The organism is Mesorhizobium sp. M0991 (assembly GCF_040318915.1).
GTDB lineage: Bacteria > Pseudomonadota > Alphaproteobacteria > Rhizobiales > Rhizobiaceae > Mesorhizobium.
Map to the genome: position 1 here is coordinate 122,432 of NZ_JAMYNE010000008.1, position 23,281 is coordinate 145,712.

General features: G+C 61.7%; 15 protein-coding genes and 1 tRNA gene. 4 read left to right on the forward strand and 12 right to left on the reverse strand.

From position 1 onward, the window contains the following. Nucleotides 1-7 precede the first annotated feature (7 nt). Entirely contained in the window at nucleotides 8-1,522 is a 1,515-nt protein-coding gene (locus NKH70_RS14520; RefSeq protein WP_502908359.1) for a phosphomannomutase/phosphoglucomutase, read from the reverse strand. A 206-nt stretch (nucleotides 1,523-1,728) separates the two neighbouring features. Here NKH70_RS14520 and NKH70_RS14525 point away from each other — a divergent pair. After that, nucleotides 1,729-1,805 (forward strand) — tRNA-Pro (locus NKH70_RS14525). A gap of 70 nt (nucleotides 1,806-1,875) precedes the next feature. Here the strand turns inward: NKH70_RS14525 and NKH70_RS14530 are convergent. The 4 genes from NKH70_RS14530 to NKH70_RS14545 form a co-directional block, all read right to left on the reverse strand. Beyond that, on the reverse strand, nucleotides 1,876-3,495 hold the full coding sequence (locus NKH70_RS14530; RefSeq protein WP_352914459.1) for an ABC transporter ATP-binding protein: 1,620 nt from the start codon (nucleotides 3,493-3,495) through the stop codon (nucleotides 1,876-1,878). Between the two features lies 1 nt (nucleotide 3,496). After that, entirely contained in the window at nucleotides 3,497-4,615 is a 1,119-nt protein-coding gene (locus tag NKH70_RS14535) for an ABC transporter permease (RefSeq protein ID WP_352914456.1), read from the reverse strand. Beyond that, nucleotides 4,608-5,531 carry an ABC transporter permease subunit gene (locus tag NKH70_RS14540; protein WP_292653620.1) on the reverse strand — a complete coding sequence of 308 codons (924 nt, stop codon included), beginning with the start codon at nucleotides 5,529-5,531 and terminating at the stop codon, nucleotides 4,608-4,610. Before NKH70_RS14540 ends, NKH70_RS14535 begins: the two co-directional genes overlap by 8 nt. Nucleotides 5,532-5,696: 165 nt before the next feature. Beyond that, nucleotides 5,697-7,289 carry a peptide ABC transporter substrate-binding protein gene (locus NKH70_RS14545; protein ID WP_352914453.1) on the reverse strand — a complete coding sequence of 531 codons (1,593 nt, stop codon included), beginning with the start codon at nucleotides 7,287-7,289 and terminating at the stop codon, nucleotides 5,697-5,699. Between the two features lie 209 nt (nucleotides 7,290-7,498). Here NKH70_RS14545 and NKH70_RS14550 point away from each other — a divergent pair, with 209 nt between their 5' ends. The 3 genes from NKH70_RS14550 to NKH70_RS14560 are packed head-to-tail and all read left to right on the forward strand — an operon-like array spanning nucleotide 7,499 to nucleotide 9,936. After that, nucleotides 7,499-7,690, forward strand: a complete 192-nt coding sequence (locus NKH70_RS14550) for a hypothetical protein (RefSeq protein ID WP_352914451.1) — start codon at nucleotides 7,499-7,501, stop codon at nucleotides 7,688-7,690. Next, nucleotides 7,671-8,150, forward strand: a complete 480-nt coding sequence (locus NKH70_RS14555) for a TadE/TadG family type IV pilus assembly protein (RefSeq protein ID WP_352721220.1) — start codon at nucleotides 7,671-7,673, stop codon at nucleotides 8,148-8,150. The genes NKH70_RS14550 and NKH70_RS14555 overlap by 20 nt, the downstream gene beginning before the upstream one ends. Nucleotide 8,151: 1 nt before the next feature. Beyond that, nucleotides 8,152-9,936, forward strand: coding sequence for a pilus assembly protein TadG-related protein (locus NKH70_RS14560; RefSeq protein WP_352914449.1), 1,785 nt, complete (start codon nucleotides 8,152-8,154; stop codon nucleotides 9,934-9,936). 16 nt (nucleotides 9,937-9,952) lie between these two features. Here NKH70_RS14560 and bglA read toward each other — a convergent pair whose 3' ends face one another. The 7 genes from bglA to NKH70_RS14595 form a co-directional block, all read right to left on the reverse strand. Next, nucleotides 9,953-11,581: a beta-galactosidase BglA gene (gene bglA / locus NKH70_RS14565; RefSeq protein ID WP_352914446.1), complete on the reverse strand. Its 1,629-nt coding sequence runs from the start codon at nucleotides 11,579-11,581 to the stop codon at nucleotides 9,953-9,955. After that, entirely contained in the window at nucleotides 11,571-13,577 is a 2,007-nt protein-coding gene (gene glgX / locus NKH70_RS14570) for a glycogen debranching protein GlgX (protein WP_352977610.1), read from the reverse strand. Before glgX ends, bglA begins: the two co-directional genes overlap by 11 nt. 401 nt (nucleotides 13,578-13,978) lie before the next feature. Beyond that, complete coding sequence (locus tag NKH70_RS14575; protein WP_353025496.1) at nucleotides 13,979-15,607, reverse strand: alpha-D-glucose phosphate-specific phosphoglucomutase; 1,629 nt, start codon at nucleotides 15,605-15,607, stop codon at nucleotides 13,979-13,981. 3 nt (nucleotides 15,608-15,610) lie between these two features. Further along, a complete protein-coding gene (gene glgA, locus NKH70_RS14580; RefSeq protein WP_353025497.1) occupies nucleotides 15,611-17,056 on the reverse strand; it encodes a glycogen synthase GlgA in 1,446 nt (481 codons plus the stop codon). A gap of 3 nt (nucleotides 17,057-17,059) precedes the next feature. Continuing rightward, the gene (gene glgC / locus NKH70_RS14585; RefSeq protein ID WP_353025499.1) at nucleotides 17,060-18,325 is read right to left on the reverse strand and encodes a glucose-1-phosphate adenylyltransferase; all 1,266 of its coding nucleotides are present in this window, start codon (nucleotides 18,323-18,325) and stop codon (nucleotides 17,060-17,062) included. 35 nt (nucleotides 18,326-18,360) lie between these two features. Next, complete coding sequence (glgB, locus tag NKH70_RS14590; protein WP_353025500.1) at nucleotides 18,361-20,574, reverse strand: 1,4-alpha-glucan branching protein GlgB; 2,214 nt, start codon at nucleotides 20,572-20,574, stop codon at nucleotides 18,361-18,363. A 145-nt stretch (nucleotides 20,575-20,719) separates the two neighbouring features. After that, the gene (locus NKH70_RS14595) at nucleotides 20,720-23,188 is read right to left on the reverse strand and encodes a glycogen/starch/alpha-glucan phosphorylase (protein ID WP_353025501.1); all 2,469 of its coding nucleotides are present in this window, start codon (nucleotides 23,186-23,188) and stop codon (nucleotides 20,720-20,722) included. Nucleotides 23,189-23,281 lie beyond the last annotated feature (93 nt).

Here is a 23,281-nt window from a genome sequence, read left to right on the forward strand (position 1 = left end):
CCCGCGTTCAAAAGGTCTGATTGTAGGCGCCGACTTCCGGGCTGCGGCGCAGCACCGCGTCGACGGCTTCGAACATCTGCCGCCGCCGCTCGGACGATACCGGGCTTTCGACCACCACCACAAGCTCCGGCTTGTTCGATGATGCCCGCACCAGCCCCCAGGTACTATCCTCCGCCACGACCCTGACGCCGTTGACGGTGATCAGTTCGGCTATCTTCTGGCCGGCGAAGACCGCGCCCTCGTCCTTCATCTTGCGAAAGTCGCCTACGACGCGCTCGACGACGCCGTATTTGAGCTCGTCGGCGCAGTGTGGCGACATGGTCGGCGTGCCGAAGGTTAGCGGCAGATCGCGATAGAGGTCGGCCATGCTGCTTTGCGGGCTGCGATCCAGCATCTGGCATATGGTGATGGCCGTTACCAGGCCATCGTCATAGCCGCGGCCGATCGGCGGATTGAAGAAGAAATGGCCCGATTTTTCGAAACCGGCGGCGGCGCCGAGTTCGGCGACGCGCCGTTTGATATAGGAGTGACCGGTTTTCCAATAGTCGGTGACCGCGCCATTTTCCCGCAACACCTTGTCAGTCATGAACAATCCGGTCGACTTGACGTCGACGACGAAAGTCGAGCCTGGGTAGAGGTGCGAGATGTCGCGCGCCAGCATGACGCCGACCTTGTCGGCGAAGATCTCGTTGCCTTCATTGTCGACCACGCCGCAGCGATCGCCGTCGCCGTCGAAACCGAGCCCGACATCGGCGCCCGTTTCCAGCACCTTGTCGCGAATGGCGTGCAGCATCTGCATGTCTTCGGGGTTGGGATTGTAATTGGGAAACGTATGATCGAGCTCGACGTCGAGCGGGATCACCTCGCAGCCGATCCTTTCCAGTGCCTCGGGAGCGAAAGCCCCGGCGGTGCCGTTGCCGCAGGCGGCCACCACCTTGAGCTTCCTCGAGATACGCTTTCCCGCTGTCAGATCGTCAAGGTAGGTTTTGCGGAAATCCGCAACGAAGTCATAGGAGCCACCACCGACAAGGTCGAAATCGCCTGAGAGCACTATCGCCTTCAACGCGCTCATCTCCTCCGGACCAAAAGTCAGCGGGCGCGCCGCGCCCATCTTGACGCCGGTCCAGCCATTCTCGTTGTGCGAGGCAGTGACCATGGCGACGGAGGGCGTGTCGAGCGCGAACTGGGCGAAATAAGCCATCGGCGACAGGGCAAGCCCGACATCCTTGACCCGTGCGCCGGCCGCCATCAGCCCGGAAACCAATGCCAGCTTGATGGCAAGCGAATAAGAGCGGAAATCGTGACCGGTGACGATGTCGGGTCCGGCACCCAGGCGGCGGATCAGCGTGCCGAGCCCCATGCCGAGCGCCTGGACGCCGATCAGATTGAGTTCCGGCGGCTCGTTCGAGCCGGGATGGCCGAACCACCAGCGCGCATCATATTCGCGAAACCCGGACGGCTTGATCAGCGCCGAGGTTTCAAACTCAAAAGTGTTTGGTCTGACATCGCTAACGATCTTCATCGACAAGGCTGCAAACTCCAGGCGGCTGAATCAGGTGCTTCGAGGCAAGTGGACGATTACCCAGAAGCCCCTTTAAGCCGTGTTTGTGCGACAGGAAACTGAAACCTGTATGACGTGGCGGCTAAAGCGAAAGAAATGCGACCGAAGCGCTGCCATTGGCGCTTGCAGTAACCAAACGCGGCGGCTATAAGCCCGCGGTCTGGTCACGGAGTGTAGCGCAGCCTGGTAGCGCACATCGTTCGGGACGATGGGGTCGCAGGTTCAAATCCTGCCACTCCGACCAGAAAAAACAGCGGCTTAGCTGTTCTTGTTCCCGAAACGACCACCATCCGCCGCAGTTCTGACCAATCGCGCTATGCGCTCAGGCGAAATCGCGTCACGTCGATGGCCGCGGCCATCAGCGTCTGTGTGTAGGTGGCCTGCGGGTTGCTGAAGATCGCCTCGGCCGGTCCCTCCTCGACGATCTTGCCCTGCTTCATGACGATAATGTAGTCGGCCATGGCGCGCACGACGGCGAGATCGTGGCTGATGAACAGATAGGACAGCTCGTGGTCGGCTTGCAGCTTGCGCAGCAATTCGACGATCTGCTTCTGCACCGAGCGGTCCAGCGCCGAGGTCGGCTCGTCCAGCACCACCACTTTCGGCTTGAGGATCATGGCGCGCGCAATGGCGATGCGCTGCCGCTGGCCGCCGGAGAATTCATGCGGATAGCGGTTGCGCGTATTGGGGTCGAGCCCGACTTCGAGCAAGGCGTCGACGGCGCGGAGATCGCGCTGCCTGCCCGACAGATTGGGCTCGTGGACCAGGAGCCCCTCGGTGATGATCTGGCCGACGGTCATGCGTGGCGATAGCGAGCCGAATGGATCCTGGAAAACCAGCTGCAATTCGCGCCGCAGCGGCCGCATCGCCTGCCGGTCGGCGTGGGAAATGTCGCGGTCGCCAAGCCGGATGATGCCGTCGCTGGGCAGGAGCCGCAGCAAGGCGCGGCCGAGCGTCGATTTTCCCGAGCCGGATTCGCCGACGATGCCGATGGTCTGGTTACGCCTCAGCTGGATCGAAATGCGATCGACAGCGCGCAATATCAGCGGTTCTCCGCCAAGAAATCCGCCGCCGATCTTGAAGGTCACCTCGACGTTCCTGCCTTCAAGCAGGACAGGGGCATTCGGAGGCGGCGGCGCCTTGGTGCCGGTCGGTTCGGCGGCGAGCAGCATCTTGGTATAGGCGTGCTGCGGGTTGGCGAAGATCGCTTCCGCCTCGCCCTCCTCGACGACCTCGCCATAGCGCATCACATAGACCCGATCGGCAAAGCGCCTGACGATGCCGAGATCGTGAGTGATGAAGACGATCGCCATGCCGAGCTTACGCTGCAGTTCGGCGAGCAGCATGAGGATCTGCGCCTGGATGGTCACGTCGAGCGCGGTCGTCGGCTCGTCAGCGATCAGTATGTCGGGGTCGTTGGCCAGCGCCATGGCGATCATGACGCGCTGGCGCTGACCGCCCGACAACTCGTGCGGATAGGAGTTCATCCGCCGCTCCGGATCGGGAATATGGACCAGCCGCAGCAACTTGAGCGCCTCCTCGCGTGCTTCGGCGGCGCCAAGTCCACGATGCTTGCGGATCGGTTCAATCAACTGGTTGCCGATCGAATAGAGCGGGTCGAGCGAAGTCATCGGCTCCTGGAAGATCATGCTGATCTTGCGGCCGCGGATCTTGTTGAGCTCGGGCTTGCTCAAGGTCAAAAGATTGCGGCCGCGATAATCGACGGTGCCGGTGGCTTCGCCGTTCGAGGCGAGCAGGCTCATCGCCGCCATCATCGTCTGGCTCTTGCCGGAACCGGATTCGCCGACGACGGCGACGGTTTCGCCTGATTTGACGTGGATGTTGATGCCCTTCACCGCCTCCACCACACCGTCGAGGGTGCGGAAGCGGACGCGAAGGTCCTTGACGCTGAGGATGGTTTCGGAAGCAGCCATCTCAACGATCCTTCGGGTCGAGCGCGTCGCGCAGCCCATCGCCGACGAAATTCAGCGCGAACAGCGTGGAGACGAGAAAGAAGGCCGGGAACAAAAGCAGCCAGTTGGCCGAGCCGATGTTCTGGGCGCCGACCGAGATCAGCACGCCCCAGCTGGTCATCGGCTCCTGGACGCCGAGCCCGAGGAACGACAAAAAACTCTCCAGGATGATGACCTGCGGCACCAGCAGCGTCATGTAGATCACCACCGGCCCGAGCAAATTGGGGATCACATGGCGCAGCAGAATGCCGCGCTGCCTGACGCCCATCGCCTCCGCCGCCTGGACATATTCTTGCCGGCGGATCGACAGCGCCTGTCCGCGCACGATGCGCGCCATGTCGAGCCACAGTACGGCGCCGACGGCCAGGAACATCAGCACGAAATTCCTGCCGAAAAACACCACCAGCATAATGACGAAGAAGATGAACGGCAAAGAATAGAGCACGTCGACGATACGCATCATCACCTCGTCGACCCTGCCGCCGGCGAGGCCGGCGGTGGCGCCGTAGAGCACGCCGATGACCACGGCCACAATGCCGGCAAGCAGGCCGATGGCCAGCGATATGCGCCCGGCCATCAGCGTTCGGGACAGGAGATCGCGGCCGGTATTGTCGGTGCCGAACAGGAAATATTGCTGCTTGATCGAGGCACTCATCACCATTTCGAGACCATCCGGCGATTTGCTCTCGATCTTTGTGTCATCAAAGGTATCGGAACGATCAAGGTAGCGAATGTTGCGGTCGTCGATCTGCTTGGACGATCTGACGGTAACGAACACACGGCTGCCCTCCTGCCGCCACTCCTTGATGTCGACGCGCATACGCCTGATCGCCTCATCGAGAGCGCCTTCGATCATGTCGGCCTTCGGATAGGCGGAGAAGCTCGGCGGCGTCCGGACATAGTCGGCATAGATGGTTGTGTATTGGTGCGGCACGAAATAGGGCCCAAACACGCTGATGACGGCGATGAAGGCAAGATAATAGAGGCTGAACATGGCCGCGCGATTGGCCTTGAGGCGCGCCCAGGCGTCACCCCACAGGGATCGGCCGACGACCGGTGCGGCAACTGCGATATCAGTCATAGCGCACCCTCGGATCGACGACCCCATAGAGGACGTCGACGATCAGGTTGAAGACAATGGTGAAGAGCGCGATGACCACCACCGTCCCCATCACCAGAGTGTAGTCGCGGTTTAGCGCGGCAACGACAAAATGGCGGCCGATGCCCGGGATAGAAAAGATGGTCTCGACGATGATCGAGCCTGTGAGAAGGGCTGCGGCTGCCGGACCGGTGAAGGAGACGATCGGCAGGATGGCGCCGCGCAGCGCATGCTTGACGACGACTGACCAGTCGGACAGGCCGAGCGCGCGCGCGGTGCGGATGTGATGCGAGTGCAGCGATTCGATCATCGAGCCGCGCATCAGGCGGGCGACGATGGCGATCTGCGGCAGAGCGAGCGTCAGCACCGGGCCGACCTTGTTGATGAGGGCTCCATCGCCCCAGCCACCGATCGGCAGCAGCTTCCAGGTCAATCCGAATACAAGCTGGATTACCGGGGCGATGACGAAGGTCGGTATGGTACTGCCGGCGGTCGCCAGCGCGATCACCGAATAGTCGGCAAGCTTGTTCTGGTTGAGCGCGGCAACAGTGCCGAGCACGCTGCCGAGGAGCAGCGCCAGAACGAGCGCCGAAGCGCCGAGTTGGATCGAGATCGGCAGGCCTTCCCTGAACAGCTCGCCGACGGTGAAATCCGGCATGTTGTAGCTGGGGCCGAAATTGCCGCGCAGAAGATTGCCTAGATAATGGAGGTACTGCAGCCAGAGCGGGTCGTTGAGGCCGAACTGGGCTTCGAGATTAGCTCTGATCTCGGGGCTCAGGCCCCGCTCCTGGTTGAACGGTCCGCCCGGTGCGACGCGTATCAGGAAGAACGCTATGGTCACGATGACGAATAGCGTCGGGATGGCGGTCAGCAGCCGCCGAAATACGTAACGCAGCATCGATGCCCCGCTTGATCCAGAGCAGCGCGCGTCCAGCTGGACGATTGCGCTCTAGCCTTCAAATCTTCGCACCGACATTGTCGAAAATCGAATCCGGTTCCCGGGCCGATGCGATGGCAAACCAGCGCCGCCGGGCATTGAGGTGCGCGGCGGCCTGGCTAAGGGTCAGTCCTTGCTGATGAAGCGGGACGGATGGATGTCCATCACATTGTCGTCGAAGCCATGCAGCTTTGAGGAAACGATGTCGTGATAGCTATAGTAGAGGATCGGAATGTTGCCGACCTCATCGACGAGGATGCGCTCGGCCTTGGCGAGTTCCTTCATACGCTCTTCGGGCTTGCCGCCGGCGGCGGCGGCCTTGTCCATGGCCTCTTCGTATTTCGGGCTGTTGTAGATGGAATAGTTGTTGCCACTGGCCTTGCGGGAGATGCCAAGGAAGGTTTCCGGATCCTTGTAATCCGCAATCCAGGCGGCACGCGCGACGTCATAGTCGCCCTTCTGCTCGAGGAACGAGTAGTGGGTCTTGGTATCGGTGTTGAGCAGGCTGACCTCGACGCCAAGCGGCTTCAGCTGTTCCTGGATGGCGACAGCGGTGTTCTTGTGGTTTTCCGAGGTGTTGTAGCGGATTTCCATCTTCAACGGATGCTCGGGCGTATAGCCGAGCTTTTCCAGGATTTTCTTGGCTTCATCCTCGCGGTCGATCTGCGACATGTCGGCGTATTTGGCCAGTGCCGGCGTGTAGCCCTCGATGCCCGGAGGCACCATAGAATAGCCGGGCAGCATCGAATTCTGCCAGACTTTTTCGGCGAGGAAGTCGCGATCGATCGCCATCGAGATGGCGTTGCGCAGTTCGACATTGTCCCACGGCGCCTTGTCGGTCTTGATCGCATAATAGTAGGTGCCGAGATATGGCCCGACACGGACCTGGTCGCCGAATTTGGCCCTGAGGTCGGCGAGCTGTTCGGTCGGCAGGTCACCGTAACTGTCGAGTTCGCCGGCCTCGAAGCGCTTCATCGCCGACGAGCGATCCTCGGTCGGGATGTAGTTGACCACGTCGAACTTGACGCTCGCGGCGTCCCAGAATTTCGGATTCTTGACCAGCTTCAGATGGTCGTTGGGAATCCACTCCGCCGCTGTAAAGGCCCCGTTGGAGACCAGCTTGCCTGCCTTGATCCAGTCGGCGCCAAGCTTTTCGATAGACGCCTTATTAACCGGATAGGTCGCCTGATGGGTCAGCATCTCCAGGAAGTAAGGCGTTGGCGCCTTGAGCGTGACTTCGAGGGTATTTGCGTCAATCGCCTTGACGCCCATTTCCTCCGGCTTGCCCTTCTTGGTGTTGACTTCCTCGGCACCCTTCACTGGATAGAGCATGGAAGCGTATTCGGCAGCGGTGGCCGGATCTTCCAGCCGACGGAACGAATAAACGAAGTCGTCCGGCGTCACCGGGCTGCCATCCGACCAGAGGCCGTCCTTGCGCAACTTGAAGGTGTAGACAGTGCCGTCGTCGGACACCGTCCAGCTTTCGGCGGCGCCCGGAATGAGATTCGTCTTCTGGTCATGCATGACGAGGCCCTGGAACAGGTCGCGTATGATATCGGCTTCGTAGACCGTCGAGGTCTTGTGCGGATCGAGCGTCTCCGCTTCGGCGGCGGCTCCGCGGTTGTAGACGGTTTCGGCGAAAGCCGGCGTGTAGAACGTACCGGCGGCCAAGACCATGGTCGTGGCGAGTACCGTCGCCTTCAGCACATGTTTCAGCATGGAGTTCTCCCTAATGACGTCGCCCTTCAGCCACGTCTCTAAGTGTTGACGCCCCGAAACCGATTGATTGGTTCCTTTCGAGCGCGCAGCCGGTTCCCTTTCCGGCAGCTGGTGGCCAAACAGTAACGTGGAGATTTTTTATTTCAACAGACTCTCGGGGTCACCCAAAGTAAGGGGGCCGGGGCAGTCGCTTTGCGAGCGGCCAATCAATGATCGAAACCATGAGTTTGGCTGGGTTTCCTGGCCAGAACGCCGATCTGGGAAATAATCTGGCCGATCATTTCAGTTTACCGGAATGTATTAATTGGTTCTTAGGCAACCAAGGGTTACAAATTTCGATGGGTTCGGCAGATCGACCTTATGGTCCAACGGGCAAGGGCAATGAACAAGATAGACAGTAATACTGTCGCATTAAAGCGTAAAATATCGCGCCAAATAAGGACAAATCTACGCAAAATTGGAGATGAGTCGGGAACTTCCGCGGTCGAATTCGCCCTGCTTTCACCGGTCTTTATCCTGCTCATACTCGGAATGGTTGCATATGGTATCTATTTTGGTGCAAGCAACTCCTTGCAGCAGATCGCCGCCGATGCCGCCCGCACTGCAATTGCCGGATTGAATCAAACCGAGCGCCAGGCGCTGGTGGCCGGTTTCGTCAAAAACAATGCCAGTGGATACCCGTTCGTCGATTCCGGCAAGCTGACCTATCAGGCGACGGACAGCACGGCCGACGGAAATCAGTTCGTCGTGTCGATCCAGTACGATGCCAGCAACCTGCCGATCTGGAACCTGTTACCAAGCGTTGCAATGCCCCAAACCACGATCTCACGCAGGTCTACCATAAGGATTGGAGGCATTTGAAATGTCGCAGTTCTTGCTGAGGGGCATCGGCCGGATCGCTGGCTCGATGGTTGGCGACGAGAAGGCGAACTTTGCCGTCATGACGGCGCTGATAGCGCCATTCGCGCTGGGGCTGGCGGCCTTCGCTGTCGACGAAGGTTCGATCTACACGGAGCGCAGGGAAGCCCAGGCGATGACCGATCTGGCGGCGATCACCGCGGCGTCGAACATCAACAATATGGAAGCCGCGGCGGTAACCACGCTCAGTGACAACCGAATGCCCGGCATCATTGTTCAAAAGCCAGGTGAGACAATCGTTCCCACGGTTGGGAAAACCGTCGTGTCCGTCACCGGCGGCCGATACTCAGCGGCGTCCTCCGTCGAAGTCGACAAGCGCTTCGAAGCCGGTAAAACGCCTTACAACGCCGTTCGCGTCACTCTCCAAAAAATCCCCGCCCGGTATTTCGCCAGTTCGCTCATCCCTACCCCGGTTGTCGGCACCGAAGCCATTGCCAGCGTGACCCCGCAAGCGATGTTCTCGGTCGGGTCCAGGTTGCTCAGCGTCAATGGCGGCATCCTCAACGCGCTTCTCAGCAAGCTGCTGGGCGCCAACATCTCGCTCAGCGTCATGGACTACAACGCGCTGATCTCGGCCGATGTCAACGTGCTTTCGTTCGTCGATGCCCTTGCCGTACAGTTGCAACTAACAGGTGTCAGCTATTCCGACGTGCTGGCGTCAAAAGCGACGGTAGGCCAGATCGCGACCGCCATGGCCAATGCGTCCGGGTCGGGCAGCGCCAGCAAACTTGTGCTGCAGACGATCGCATCCAGGGCCACCAACGCGGTCAAGATACCCCTCAGTCATCTTATCGATCTTGGCTCGATCGGTAGGCTCGGCCTCGGACAAAAGTCTCCCGGCTTTTCCGTCGACGCAAGCGCGATGGGCATGCTGGGTGCCGCCGCCTCGCTGGCCAATGGCTCAAACCAGGTCCAGGTCGATCTCGGCGCCACTATTCCGGGACTTACCTCCACCACGCTCGCCATCGCTATCGGTGAACCGATGCAATATTCACCCTGGCTGGCCGTCGGGGAAAAAGGCACCGTGGTGCGCACCGCGCAGACGCGCATCAAGCTGGTCACCACAGTCGGCATCGGCAATTCCAGTCTCGGCGGCGGCATCAGTCTGCTGTCCGTCAACCTGCCTCTGCATGTCGAAGTCGCCTATGCGGAAGCCAAGCTAACCGACATCAGCTGCCCGACGGGCCGGCCGGATAGCATCAAGGTCTCGATCGCCGCGCAGCCCGGTGTGGCCTCGCTGCACCTTGCCGCCAGCGACGCCGACAACAACCCATCGGCCTTCGCCGATTTCAGCAATCCGCAATCGTTCTCCGATGCCACGATTGCACAGGTAAGCGTGAAGCTTCTGCTGCTCACCCTCAATCTGCTCGATGTGAAGGGTTCTTCATCACTTGCCATCACCAACAACGATCCGACCACATTGACCTTCGACAGCACCGATATCGCCAACAAGACGATAAAAACTGTCGCCACAAAAAACCTGACGCAATCACTCACGACATCGCTGGTCAGCGGCCTCTCGCTCTCGGTCAATGCACTGGGCCTCGGGCTGGACGTGACGGCCCTGCTCGGAACGGTTAAGCCGGCGGTGGTAACGGTTCTGAACGGCGTGACGGCGCCGGTCGACGCACTGGTCTATAACGTGCTTGCGGCGCTTGGTGTGCATGTCGGCGAGGCCGATGTCCGGGTTGTCGGCGCGACTTGCGGGCGCTCTGTGCTTGTTCAATGAGATGATGAAATAGAGATCAGCCGATCCGGCCGAGGAAGCAGCCTAGCGGCGACAGCGACAGAGTTCTTTCCTGCAAGACCCCGTCAGCACCGCCAAGATCTATCGGTTCTATCGCATCCAGATCTGGCGGCAATTGCCAGTCGGCCAACTCGTCGGCGAAATTGAAGACGCAGAGCAGCTTTTCGTCACCGCCTTCTCGAACGAAAGCAAGGACGTCGCCTTCGGCATCGAGGAACCGGATCGAGCCTCGAACCAGCGCCGGATGCTGCTTGCGCAAGGCCAGCATCGCCCGGTAGCTCGCCAGGACGGAGGTTTGCTCGCCGTACTGGACGTCGACCGCCCGGGCGCGATGGCTTGCCGGGATTGGAAGCCACGGCTTGCCGGTCGAAAAGCCGGCATTGTCGACGCTAGCCTCCCAGACCATCGGCGTTCGGCACCCATCCCGCCCCTTGATTGCCGGCCAGAAGCGGACGCCGAAAGGATCGCGCAAATCCTCGAAGGCCAGTTCGGCCTCCTCCAGCCCGAGCTCCTCGCCCTGGTAGAGGCAGATTGATCCGCGCAGGCAGGAAAGCAGCACAATCGAGAATTTCGCCAGCTTGTCCGGCGCGCCGCCCTGCCTTGCCCAGCGGCTGACATGGCGCACGACATCGTGGTTGGAAAATGCCCAGCAAACCCAGCCGTCGAACACCGTACTCTCGAAGGCCTCGACACAGCCACGCACATGCGCCGCCGAGAATTGCGGGCCGAGCAGGTCGAAGGTGTAGGACATTTGGAGCTTGTCGCCACCGCCGGTATAGGCGGCGAGTGTCTGCAACGAACGGGTTTCGTCGCCAATCTCGCCGACCGCGGCGCGGCCTTCATATTCGTCAAGCAAGGCCCGGAAGCGCCTGAGGAAAGCCAGGTTTTCCGGCTGGCTCTTGTCGAACAGATGCTCCTGGTAAAGATAGGTGCTGGTTGCCGTATTGACGCCGGCGACGCTTTCCGCCAAAGGCGGGTTGCTGCGCAGCCAGCGGTCGTGGACATAGTAGTTGACCGTGTCCAGCCGAAACCCGTCGACGCCGCGCTCGAGCCAGAACCGCACCGTTTCCAGCAAGGCGTCCTGCACCTGCGGATTGTGGAAATTAAGGTCCGGCTGCGAGGCGAGGAAATTGTGGAGGTAATATTGCCTGCGCGTTGCGTCCCATTCCCAGGCCGGGCCGCCGAAAAGCGACAGCCAGTTGTTAGGGGCGGTGCCGTCGGGCTTCGCATCGGCCCAGACGTACCAGTCGGCCTTGGGGTTGTCGCGGCTCGTGCGGCTTTCGACGAACCATTCGTGCCGATCCGACGAATGCGACAAGACCTGGTCGATGATCACCTTCAGGCCGAGTCGATGCGCCTCTGCAATCAGCGCGTCGAAATCCTCTGATGTGCCGAACATCGGATCGACGGCGCAGTAATCCGAAACGTCGTAGCCCACGTCGGCCATTGGCGACTTGAAGAAAGGCGACAGCCAAACTGCGTCGACACCAAGCGATGCGACATGGGCCAGCCTCGAGGTGATGCCGTTGAGATCGCCGCTGCCGTCGCCTGTCGTGTCCTGGAAGGAACGCGGGTAGATCTGGTAGATGACGCAGCCGCGCCACCATTCGGCATTGTCAGCCATCATGGCTCTCCTCTGCGCCCGCCTGCGCGGTCCTGCGTTCGATCATGAATATGACCGTTCGCCCAGGCACCGGCCGTGAGATATCGCCACTATCCGTTTCGATGGCTGGGCGCCAATGAAAACCCGCCCGTTCCGGCAGCGTGAACATGCAGGCCCGGCGGTCGCCATTGATGATCACTGCAAGACGACTGTCCCGATCGCTAGCGAGAACCATGACCAGCCGGTGCCGCGTGGCATCGTGCCAGGCTGCCTCGTCGAGCGTCACGCCGGTTTCAGTCAGCCAGGCAACGTCTGGCATTTCCGAGCCGGCCGCTGGCTCGCCGGTGAGAAAGCTTGCGTCCAAAAGCGCCGGCACGGCACGACGCATCTTGGCGAGCAGAACGGTGTACTGCTCAAGCGCCTGGTCGCGCCCGGCCCAGTCGAGCCAGGTGATGTCATTGTCCTGCGCGTAGGCGTTGTTGTTGCCGCGTTGCGTGCGGCCGAACTCGTCGCCGGCCGTCAGCATGATCGTGCCGCGCGAGGCAAAGAGCGTCGCCAGCAGCGCGCGCTGGTCATCGAAACGGGCCGTAACGATTGCGCGGTCGTCGGCCTTGCCCTCGACGCCATTGTTCCAGGACAGGTTGTCGTCGTGACCATCGCGGTTCTGTTCGCCATTGGCCTCGTTGTGCTTGTGCTCATAGGCAACGATATCGGCCAGCGTCATGCCGTCATGCGCAGCGATGAAATTGACGCTGCGGCTCGTTGTCTGGCCTGCTTTGGAAAAGACGTCGGACGAACCGGCAAGCCGCGTCGCCAGCGCGCCGATCATGCCGCCGTCGCCGCGCCAGAAGCGGCGGATATCGTCACGGTATCTGTCGTTCCATTCGAGGAAGGGCGGCGGAAAATTGCCGAGCTGATAGCCATCCGGTCCGATGTCCCAGGGCTCGGCGACCAGCACCCGGTCGCCAAGAACAGGGTCGTTGCGAATGGCGTTCAGCAGCGGCGCATCAGCGTCGAAAACGCCGTCGACGCGGCCGAGGATCAGCGCCAGATCAAAGCGGAATCCGTCGACACCGGCGTGCTGGGCAAAGTGACGAAGTGCGTCGAGGACCATTTCCCGGACGACGGGATGATCGCAGGCGAGCGTATTGCCGGTTCCGGTGTCATTGACCAGAGCGCCGTCGGCCTCGTGCCCGTAGTAGGCGCGGTTGTCGAGCCCGCGCAGCGACAATGTCGGGCCGAGCCGGTCGCTTTCGCCGGTGTGGTTGAACACCAGGTCGAGGATGGCGCCGATGCCGGCCTCACGCAGCGCGGCAACCGTGGCGCGCAACTCGGCCAGACCGCCGGGCGCCAGTCGCGGATCGAGCGCCATGAAGGTCACGGGATTATAACCCCAGGCGTTGCGCAGACCGAGCGGCGGTAAATGCCGTTCGTCGATCGATGCAGTCACCGGCATCAACTCAATGGCTGCGACGCCGAGTTTTTGCAGATGCTCGACAACAAGGGGATGAGCGAGCGCTGCAATGGTGCCGCGTTGCTTCTCGGGAATGTCCGGATGCAGCTTTGTGAAGGCGCGTACCGGCACTTCGTAGATGAGGCCGCCGGACCGAAACAGAGGCGGCAAGGCAGGCAAGGGTTCCGGCAAGGCGCCAGCAATGGCCTTCGGCATCAGCGACGCCGTGTCGGCCGCCTCGCCCCGGCGCGCGGCCAGCCGGCCGTCATAGGCATAGGGCCTGTCGATCTCGACGGCATAGGGATCGGCCAGCAGCTTGTCGGGATCGAACCAGAGACCGTGTTCCGGCGCGTAGTCGCCGTCGGCGCGGAACCCGTATCGGGTGCCGGCGGCGAGACCGGCAACAAAAAGCGTATGCACGCCGTCGCCCTCGGGCTGGAGTTCAAGCCGGTCGATCTCGCGGTTGCCGCGCTCGTCGAAGATCGAGACCCAGATGCGCCGAGCCGACGAGGACCATGCGGCGAAGCGGATACCTTCCTTGGTGATGGTTGCGCCGAGCTGGCTCACGCGGACCAACCTTGTTGTTGAGCAGCGCAAAGGTTCGGGATTGGCCGAGCAGGCCTCTCCAACTTCGTCATCCCTGGGCGAAGCAGGAGCGAAGCTTCGTCGCGAAGACCCTTGGATCCATGCCGTGGCCTCGGCCGAAGTGCACGGCCGAACAGAATTCTGCACCGTGGCATCGCTCTGGAGTCATGGCATGGATCCTGGGGTCTGCGCCGCGTCGCTTCGCTCCTTGCTTCGCCCCAGGATGAGGAAACGACAGGTGTTGTGGTCGATCTCCAAGGCATTCGATCCGCCAGCGCAAGCACATCCGACCTGTCAAATATCTGCGTCGCGAAAGCAGCACCCCGATCGGCAATACGGTCCAACCCTCCTGATAAGCGCGAGGACAAAGTTGGATGCCAAGCTCACGTAATCACGCTCGGCTTGGCGCGACCGGTATGGCTGCGAATCCCGGCAATGTCGTCGGCGGCCGCAATCAGGTCGGCAAGCGCCTCCTGGGTGTCGAGATCGTGGCGGCTGTTGTCCGGCTCGTAGCGCTCCACATAAAGACGTAGCGTCGCGCCCGAGGTGCCGGTGCCTGACAGGCGGAAGACGACGCGTGAGCCGCCTTCGAACAACACCCTGATGCCCTGGTTCTTGCTGACCGAGCCGTCAACCGGATCGTGATAGGCGAAATCATCGGCGCTGGCGATCGTCATGCCGCGCACGCTGGTGCCAGGCAGCGAGCCAAGCTTGGCGCGCAGCTCGTCGACAAGCGCGTTGGCGCGATCGGTCTCGACCTCCTCGTAGTCGTGGCGCGAATAGTAGTTACGGCCATAGGCCGCCCAATGCTGGGTGACGATCTGCTTGGCGCTTTCGCCGCGCACGGCAAGGATGTTGAGCCACAAAAGCACGGCCCACAGGCCGTCCTTTTCGCGGACATGGTTGGAGCCGGTCCCGGCACTCTCCTCGCCGCAGATCGTTGCCATGCCGGCATCGAGCAAATTGCCGAAAAACTTCCAGCCGGTTGGCGTCTCGTAGATGCCGATGCCGAGCTTTTCGGCGACGCGGTCGGCAGCACCGCTGGTCGGCATCGAACGGGCGATGCCTTTCAGCCCGGCCTTGTAGCCCGGAGCCAGATGGGCATTGGCAGCGAGCATCGCCACCGAATCCGACGGGGTGATGAAAATGCCCTTGCCGATGATCAGGTTGCGGTCGCCGTCGCCGTCGGAGGCAGCGCCAAAGTCTGGCGCATCCGGCCCCATCATCTCGTCGTAGAGGTGTTTTGCATGCACCAGATTGGGATCGGGATGGTGGCCGCCGAAATCCGGCAGCGGGATAAAATTGCGGGCGGTGCCGTTCGGCGCACCGAGCCGGTTTTCGAGGATCTCCTTGGCGTAGGGGCCGGTCACCGCATGCATGGCATCGAAGCGCATGCGGAAGCCCGATTTGAACAGCGCCCGCAAGGCATCGAAATCGAACAGGCTTTCCATCAGTTCGGCATAGTCGGTGACCGGATCGATGATTTCGACGGTCATATCAGCCGCCTTGACCGTGCCGATCGTGTCGATGTCGACCGGCCCGATATCGGCGATCTTGAAGCTTGAAATCGCCTTGGTTTTTTCGAAGATCGCGTCGGTCAGCTTTTCCGGCGCCGGGCCGCCATTGCCGGCATTGTACTTGATCCCGAAATCCTCATGTGGGCCACCCGGATTGTGGCTGGCCGACAAGATGATGCCGCCGAAGGTCTTGTATTTGCGGATGACATGCGAAGCGGCCGGCGTCGACAAGATGCCGCCCTGCCCGACCATCACCTTGCCGAAGCCGTTTGCCGCGGCCATGGCGATGGCCTTCTGGATGACCTCGCGGTTATAGAAGCGGCCGTCGCCGCCGATCACCAGGGTTTTGCCCTCGAACCCGTCCAGCGCATCGAAGATCGACTGGATGAAGTTCTCGGCATAGTGCTCCTGCTGGAACACCGGGACTTTCTTGCGCAGCCCGGAGGTGCCGGGTTTCTGGTCAGGATAGGGTTTGGTGGCGATAGTGCGGATCATCAGTCAGGCAGCCCTTTTCGAAAGCAGCAAGCGATAGAGTTGGACATATTTTTCGGCGCTTTTGTCCCACGACACGTCGGCCTTCATGCCTTGCCGCTGCATCGATGTCCACACTGCGGGATTGGCATGCGCCTCGACAAGGCGGCGGACGGCGTGCAGCAAGGCGCCGGCATTGGCGGGGGCAAACTGGAAACCGGTCGCAACGCCGGCCGAGATGGCGGCTTCGTTGGCATCGATGATCGTGTCGGCAAGGCCGCCGGTGCGGGCGACGACCGGCACGCAGCCATAGCGCAGGCCGTAGAGCTGCGTCAGCCCGCAAGGTTCGAAGCGCGACGGGATGATGATGGCGTCGCAGCCGCCCTGCATGGTGTGGGAGAGCCCCTCGTCATAGCCGACGACGACGCCGATGCGACCGCGATGGCGAGCTGCGGCGGCAAGCAACGCGCCTTCCAGCCCAGCGTCGCCAGACCCAAGGATTGCCAGCCGTGCACCTGCCGCGACAATGCCGTCGACGGCCGCCGCCAATATGTCCATGCCCTTTTGCCAGGTCAGCCGGCTGACGACGCAGACGATCGGGCTGTCATCGCGATCGAGGCTGAAACGGTCCTCGACTGCGGCCTTGTTGGGCATTCGCGCCTTAAGCGTCTTTGCCGTGTAGTTGGAGACCAGATGCGTGTCGGTTTCCGGGTTCCAGATCTCGGTGTCGATGCCGTTGACGATGCCATGGAGATCGACGGAGCGCATGTTGATCAGGCCGTCTAGGCCCATGCCGAATTCGGGCAAGCGGATTTCCTGCGCATAGGTCGGGCTGACCGTGGTGATCGCCCAGGCGGCCTGCAGGCCGGCCTTGAGGAAGCCGACGCCGCCATAATATTCGACGCCGTCGAGCGCCATCGCCCCCGCCGGCAGGCCAAGCTCGCCAAAGATGCCGGCGCCGAACTGGCCCTGGAAGGCGAGGTTGTGCACGGTGATCATCGACGGCGTGCCGACCGCCTTGCCGTAGCGCATGTAGGCGAGCGTCATTGCCGACTGCCAGTCATGGGCATGGACGATATCGGGCAGGTAGCCCGAGATCGCGCCGCCGGCAATGTCACCGCCTACCTGGCTTAAGGCCGCGAACCGCCGCCAATTGTCCGGCCAATCGGCGCCGGTCGCGTTGCCGTATGGGCCGCCGGGGCGGTCGAAAAGATGCGGCGCGTCAAGCACGAACAGGTCGAGCCCGGCGATCTGGACGGCATGCACCGAGGCCTTCCCACCCTGCAGCAATGAATATTGCTGAACCGCCTTCTTTTTCCTGAAGGCTCCCATCACCTGAGGATAGCCGGGGACGAGCGTGCGCATGGTGACGCCGTTGCCGGCCAATGCCACGGGCAAGGCGCCAGTCACGTCGGCGAGCCCTCCGGTCTTGACCAGCGGAAAGATCTCGGGCGCCACCGACAGAACCTGCATGCACTACGATCCCAGCCTGTTGATCATGTCCTGCGTGACGAGGCAGATGCCTTTTTCCGAAACGCGGAAACGCTTGGCGTCGAGGATGGGATCCTCGCCGACCACCAGCCCCTCCGGGATCGTGACGCCGTGATCGATGACCACGCGCTTCAGCCTGGCGTTGCGGCCGACATGGACGTCGGGCAGCATGACGACCTCCTCCAGCGTCGAATAGGAATTGATGCGTGCGCCGGTGAAGATCAGGCTTCGCTTCAGCGACGCGCCCGAAACGATGCAATCGCCCGACACGAGAGACGACACGGCCGACCCGCGGCGGCCATCCTCGTCATGCACGAACTTTGCCGGCGGCTTCAATTCGGCATAGGTCCAGATCGGCCAGTCGCGGTCGTAGAGGTCGAGTTCCGGCGTGATGTCGGTCAGGTCGATATTGGCTTCCCAATAGGCGTCGACCGTGCCGACGTCGCGCCAATAGGCCTCGTTCTCGGCGGTCGAGCGCACGCAGGATTTGGCAAAACGATGGGCAATCGCCTTCCCGTGCTCGACGATGTAGGGGATGATGTCCTTGCCGAAGTCGCGGCTCGAGCCGGGCTCCGCCGCATCGCGACGCAATTGCTCCATCAGGAACTTGGTCTTGAAGACATAGATGCCCATCGAGGCCAGCGCGAAATCCGGCTTGTCGGGAATGCCCGGCGGATCGGCCGGCTTTTCGATGAAGGAGATGATGGTATCCTTGGTGTCGACATGCATGACGCCGAAGCCGGTGGCTTCCATGCGCGGCACTTCGAGGCAGCCGACGGTGACGTCGGCGCCAGCGTCGACATGCTGGCGCAGCATCAGCTCATAATCCATCTTGTAGACGTGGTCGCCGGCCAGGATGACCATGTATTCCGGCCCATAGGCCTCGATGATGTCGATGTTCTGGTACACGGCATCGGCTGTGCCCTCATACCATTGCGTTTCCGACACACGCTGGCTGGCCGGCAGGATATCGAAGCTCTCATTGCGCTCGGGCCGCAGGAAGTTCCAGCCGCGCTGCAGGTGCCGGATCAGCGAATGCGCCTTGTACTGGGTGGCGACGCCGAGGCGGCGGATACCGGAATTGAGCGCATTGGAGAGCGCGAAATCGATGATGCGGGTCTTGCCGCCGAAATAGACCGCCGGCTTGGCGCGGCGGTCGGTCAGTTCCTTGAGCCGGCTGCCACGGCCGCCGGCCAGCACATAAGCCATGGCGTCGCGTGCCAGCGGCTGTGTTCGTTTTATTTCAGCCATTCCTATCCTCCCAGGTTAGATGCTCCAGACATAGCTCAGTCCGGGACGAATTCGAGCATGATCGTCGACAGCGGCGGCAAAAGCATCGTCGCCGAAATGCCTCCTCCTTCCGCCCGAGCCTCGACGCCGCCGCTATTGCCCTTGCCGGAACCGCCATAATCCGTGGCATCGGTGTTGATGATTTCGCGCCATTTTCCGGCCTGCGGCAACGGCACGCGGTAATTGTCGCGCGGCACCGGCGTGAAGTTGGAAATGACGGCGACCGGATTGCCGCCCGGCGCGCTGCGTAGCCAGGCAAATACCGAGTTCGCGCTGTCGTCGACGATCAGCCAGGAAAAGCCCTCCGGCTCGCAGTCGCGGGCATGCAGCGCCGGGCGCGAGCGGTAGAGATAGTTGAGGTCGCGCACCGTCTGCCAGACGCCGCGATGGAGCCGGAAATCGAGCAGGTTCCAGTCGAGCGCGCGCGCCTCGCTCCACTCGCGGCGTTGTGCGAACTCCTGGCCCATGAACAACAGCTTCTTGCCGGGATAGCCCCACATGAAGGCGTAGTAGGCGCGCAGCGTCGCGAATTTCTGCCAGTCGTCGCCGGCCATCTTGTTGAGCAGCGTGCCCTTGCCGTGCACCACTTCGTCATGGGACAGCGGCAGCACGAAATTCTCGCTGAAGGCATAGACCAGGCCGAAGGTGATGTCGTTGTGGTGATGCTTGCGGAAGATCGGCTCCTTGGAGAAATATTCCAAAGTGTCGTGCATGAAGCCCATGTTCCATTTGAAACCGAAGCCCAGTCCGCCTTCATGCACCGGCTGCGAGACTTTCGGCCACGAGGTCGATTCTTCGGCGATGGTCATCACACCCGGATGGTGGCCGTAGACCTCCTTGTTCATACGCTGCAGGAAGCTGACCGCTTCGAGATTCTCGCGCCCGCCCTTCTCGTTGGGAATCCATTCACCGGCCTTGCGCGAATAATCGAGATAAAGCATCGAGGCGACCGCATCGACGCGCAGTCCGTCGACGTGATATTTCTCGGCCCAGAACAGCGCATTGTTGACCAGGAACGAGATCACTTCGCGGCGCCCGAAATTATAGATCGCGGTGTTCCAGTCGGGATGGAAGCCCTTGCGCGGATCGGCATGTTCGTAGAGCGCGGTACCGTCGAACTTTGCCAGACCGTGTTCGTCAACCGGGAAATGTGCCGGCACCCAGTCGAGGATGACGCCGATGCCTGCACGGTGGGCGCCGTCGACGAAACGGGCAAAACCGTCCGGATCGCCAAAGCGTGCAGTCGGCGCATAGAGACCCGTCGTCTGGTAGCCCCAGGACGGGTCATAAGGATGTTCGGAGATCGGCATGAATTCGATGTGGGTAAAACCGGTCTCGACCACGTAAGGGATCAGCCTGTCGGCGAGCTCGTCCCACGACAGGAAGCTGCCGTCGTCGTGAAGCCGCCATGACCCGGCATGGACCTCGTAGATCGATACGGCTTCGCGCCTGTGGTCGGCATTGCGCCAGTAGTTCCGATGCGCCTCGTCGCCCCATTCGTGCGCCGGCGGCAGCGCCGTCACCGAGGCGGTGGCCGGGCGCAGTTCGGACTTGAAGGCGAACGGATCTGCCTTGAGCGGCAATCTCACGCCATCCGGCCCGATGATCTCGTATTTATAAGGGCGGCCAGCGCCGATGTCGGGAATGAACAGCTCCCAGATGCCGGTATCGCGGCGGTCGCGCATGGTGTGCCTGCGGCCGTCCCACTCGTTGAAGTCGCCGACCACCGAGACGCGCCTTGCATTGGGCGCCCACACCGCAAAATGCACGCCCGATGCACCTTCATGGTCGATGAGATGGGCGCCGAGCTTGTCGAACAGCCTGAGATGCGACCCTTCGGCGATGTAATAGTCGTCCAGCGGGCCGAGCACGGGGCCGAAGGAATATGGATCGGTCAGCCACCAGTCACCGCCGGAATTCCTGGCATGATAGCGCAGCGGCTGGCGTTTGCGCAGCGACAGTCTGCCTTCGAAGAAGCCGCGGTCGTCGCGTCTCGACAGCTCGCCGGCCTTCTTGCCGGTCAGCGTATAGGCGGTGACGAACTCGGCATGAGGGACGAAGCAGCGGGCGACAAAGCCCTTCCCCGCCTCATGCACGCCGAGCACGGCGAACGGGTCGCCATGCGTGCCGGCGACAATCGCCGCGACATCGCCGGCTGGCGCCAATCCGTCCGGCCCGCTTGTCGCAACGGTCGCGCGCGGCTTGCTCATCAGGCAGTGTCCCTCCTCGGGCACCAAGTGTGTGTTTCTAGTGAAGTTTTGAATTCGACAGTCGCAGGCCGCCTGACCTTCCAAGGGATGCGAAGGTCAAATCACTCCACTAGGGCCACATTGTTCCTGGTCTCATGCAATCACATCAGGCGGGCACGTGCCAGATGTCTTTCGCATATTGGCGGATCGTGCGGTCGGACGAGAACCAGCCGACGCGGGCGACATTGCGGATCGCTCTGGCGTACCAGTCCGGGCTGTTGCGCCAGACGGCATCGACGTCGCGCTGGGTGGCGGCGTAGGCATCGAAATCCGCAGCGACCATGAACCAGTCGCTCTGGTAAAGGCCGTTGATCAGGTCGCGATAACGGTCCGGATCGTCAGGCGAAAAGACCCCGGACGAAACCGCGGCAAGCGCCTGCGCCAATTCAGGCGATCCCTCGATTAGGACGCGCGGATCGTAACCATTGTTGCGCCGCTCGGCGACTTCCTCTGTGGTCAGGCCGAAGATGAAGATGTTGTCGTCGCCGACGCATTCCTTGATCTCGACGTTGGCGCCGTCGAGCGTGCCGATGGTCAGCGCGCCGTTCAACGCGAACTTCATGTTGCCGGTGCCGGACGCTTCCATGCCGGCGGTCGATATCTGCTCCGAAAGATCGGCGGCCGGCATCATGATCTCGGCAAGGCTGACATTGTAGTTCGGCACGAACACCACTTTCAGCAAACCGCGCACCGCCGGGTCGCGGTTGATGACCCGGGCGACGTCGTTGGCAAGTTTGATGATCAGCTTGGCGTTGTGATAGCTGGGCGCCGCCTTGCCGCCGAAGAATTTGACGCGGGGCATCCAGTCGCGCTCCGGATGCGAGCGGATCTGGTCGTAAAGCGCGACCGCTTCGAGAATGTTCAAGAGCTGGCGCTTGTATTCGTGGATGCGCTTGACCTGGATGTCGAACAGCGCCGAGGGGTCGACCTTGATACCGAGCCGGTCGGCAACGAGATTGGCAAGCCTCGTCTTGTTCGCCCGTTTGACAGCGGCGAACTTATCGCGGAAGGCGGCGTCCTCGGCGAAAGGATCAAGCCGCTTTATCTCGTTGATGTCGTCGAGGAAACCGTCGCCGATCGCCTCTCGGGTGAGTGCCGTGAGGCCGGGATTGCACTGTATCAGCCAGCGCCGCGGCGTGATCCCGTTGGTCTTGTTGTTGATGCGGTCCGGGTAGAGCCTGTGGAGGTCGGCAAACACCGTCTCCTTCATCAATTCCGTATGCAATGCCGAGACGCCGTTGATCGAGTGCGAGCCGACAAAGGCCAGGTTGCCCATGCGCACGCGGCGATCGCCATTTTCCTGGATCAGCGAGATGCGGCTGATCTGCTCGTCCGAGAACTGGTCGGAGGCGCGTGCCTCGAGCAGCACCTCGGCGTTGATAGCATAGACGATCTGCATGTGGCGCGGCAACAGCCGCTCGAACAGCGGCACGGGCCAGCTTTCTAGCGCTTCGGGAAGCAGCGTGTGGTTGGTGTAGCCGAAGGTGCGCTTGGTGATGCTCCAGGCCTGGTCGAAATCCATGCCGTGGACATCCATCAACAGGCGCATCAGCTCGGCTACGGCGATCGCCGGATGGGTGTCGTTGAGATGGATCGCCGCCTTGTCGGGCAGCGATTGCAGGTCGCCATACTGGCTGAGATGACGCTGGACGATGTCCTGCAGCGAGGCGGTGGAGAAGAAATACTCCTGCCTGAGCCGCAACTCCTGGCCCGCCTTGTGGGAATCGGCCGGGTAAAGGACGCGCGACAACGCATCTGCCTTGTTGCTTTCGGCGAGCGCACCGATGTGATCGCCGGCGTTGAACTTGTCGAGCAGGATCGGGTCGACCGGCATGCCGGACCACAGACGCAGCGTGTTGACGCGGTTGGCCCGCCAGCCGACAACCGGCGTATCATAGGCGACTGCCAGAACATGTTCGGTCGGTTTCCAGACGTGGCGCTCGAGCCGGCCGTCCTTCGAGGTGACCGATTCCACCGAGCCGCCGAAGCCGACCTCGAAGGAGCGTTCGCGGCGCTCGAACTCCCAGGGGTTGCCGTGATCGAGCCATGTTTCGGGCAGTTCCACCTGCCAGCCGTCATGGATCTCCTGCCGGAACATGCCGTTGGCGTAGCGGATGCCGTAGCCATGCGCGGGGATATCGACGGTAGCCATACTTTCCATGAAGCAGGCGGCGAGCCGGCCAAGACCGCCATTGCCAAGGGCAGCATCTGGTTCGAGCGCGGCAATGATGTCGAGGTCGACGCCAAGCGACGACAGCGCCTCGCGCATGTTGTCCATCAGTCCGAGATTGGAGAAGGCATCGCGCATCAGGCGGCCGATGAGGAATTCCAGCGACAGGTAATAGACGCGCTTTTCCTGCTGGGCGTAGGCCTCTTGGGTCGCCTGCATCCAGTGATCGACGATGCGGTCGCGCACAACCTTGATCGAGGCGGTGAGCCAGTCGTACTGGGTTGCAACGTTGGTGCCCTTGCCGACCCTGTATTTGAGGGCCTGCAAGACTTCCTCGGCGAGCGTCTTGGGATCCGGGTTTTCGAGCGTGGGCAGAGGAGCTTCGGTTGTCATCGCGCGCGTCATGCTGCCTCTCGTGACGTTGCCAGGATCATGCGGCTTTCACCATCTCTGCCAATGCTAATGCATCTCACCGAATGTTCAATCGATTCAGGCGAC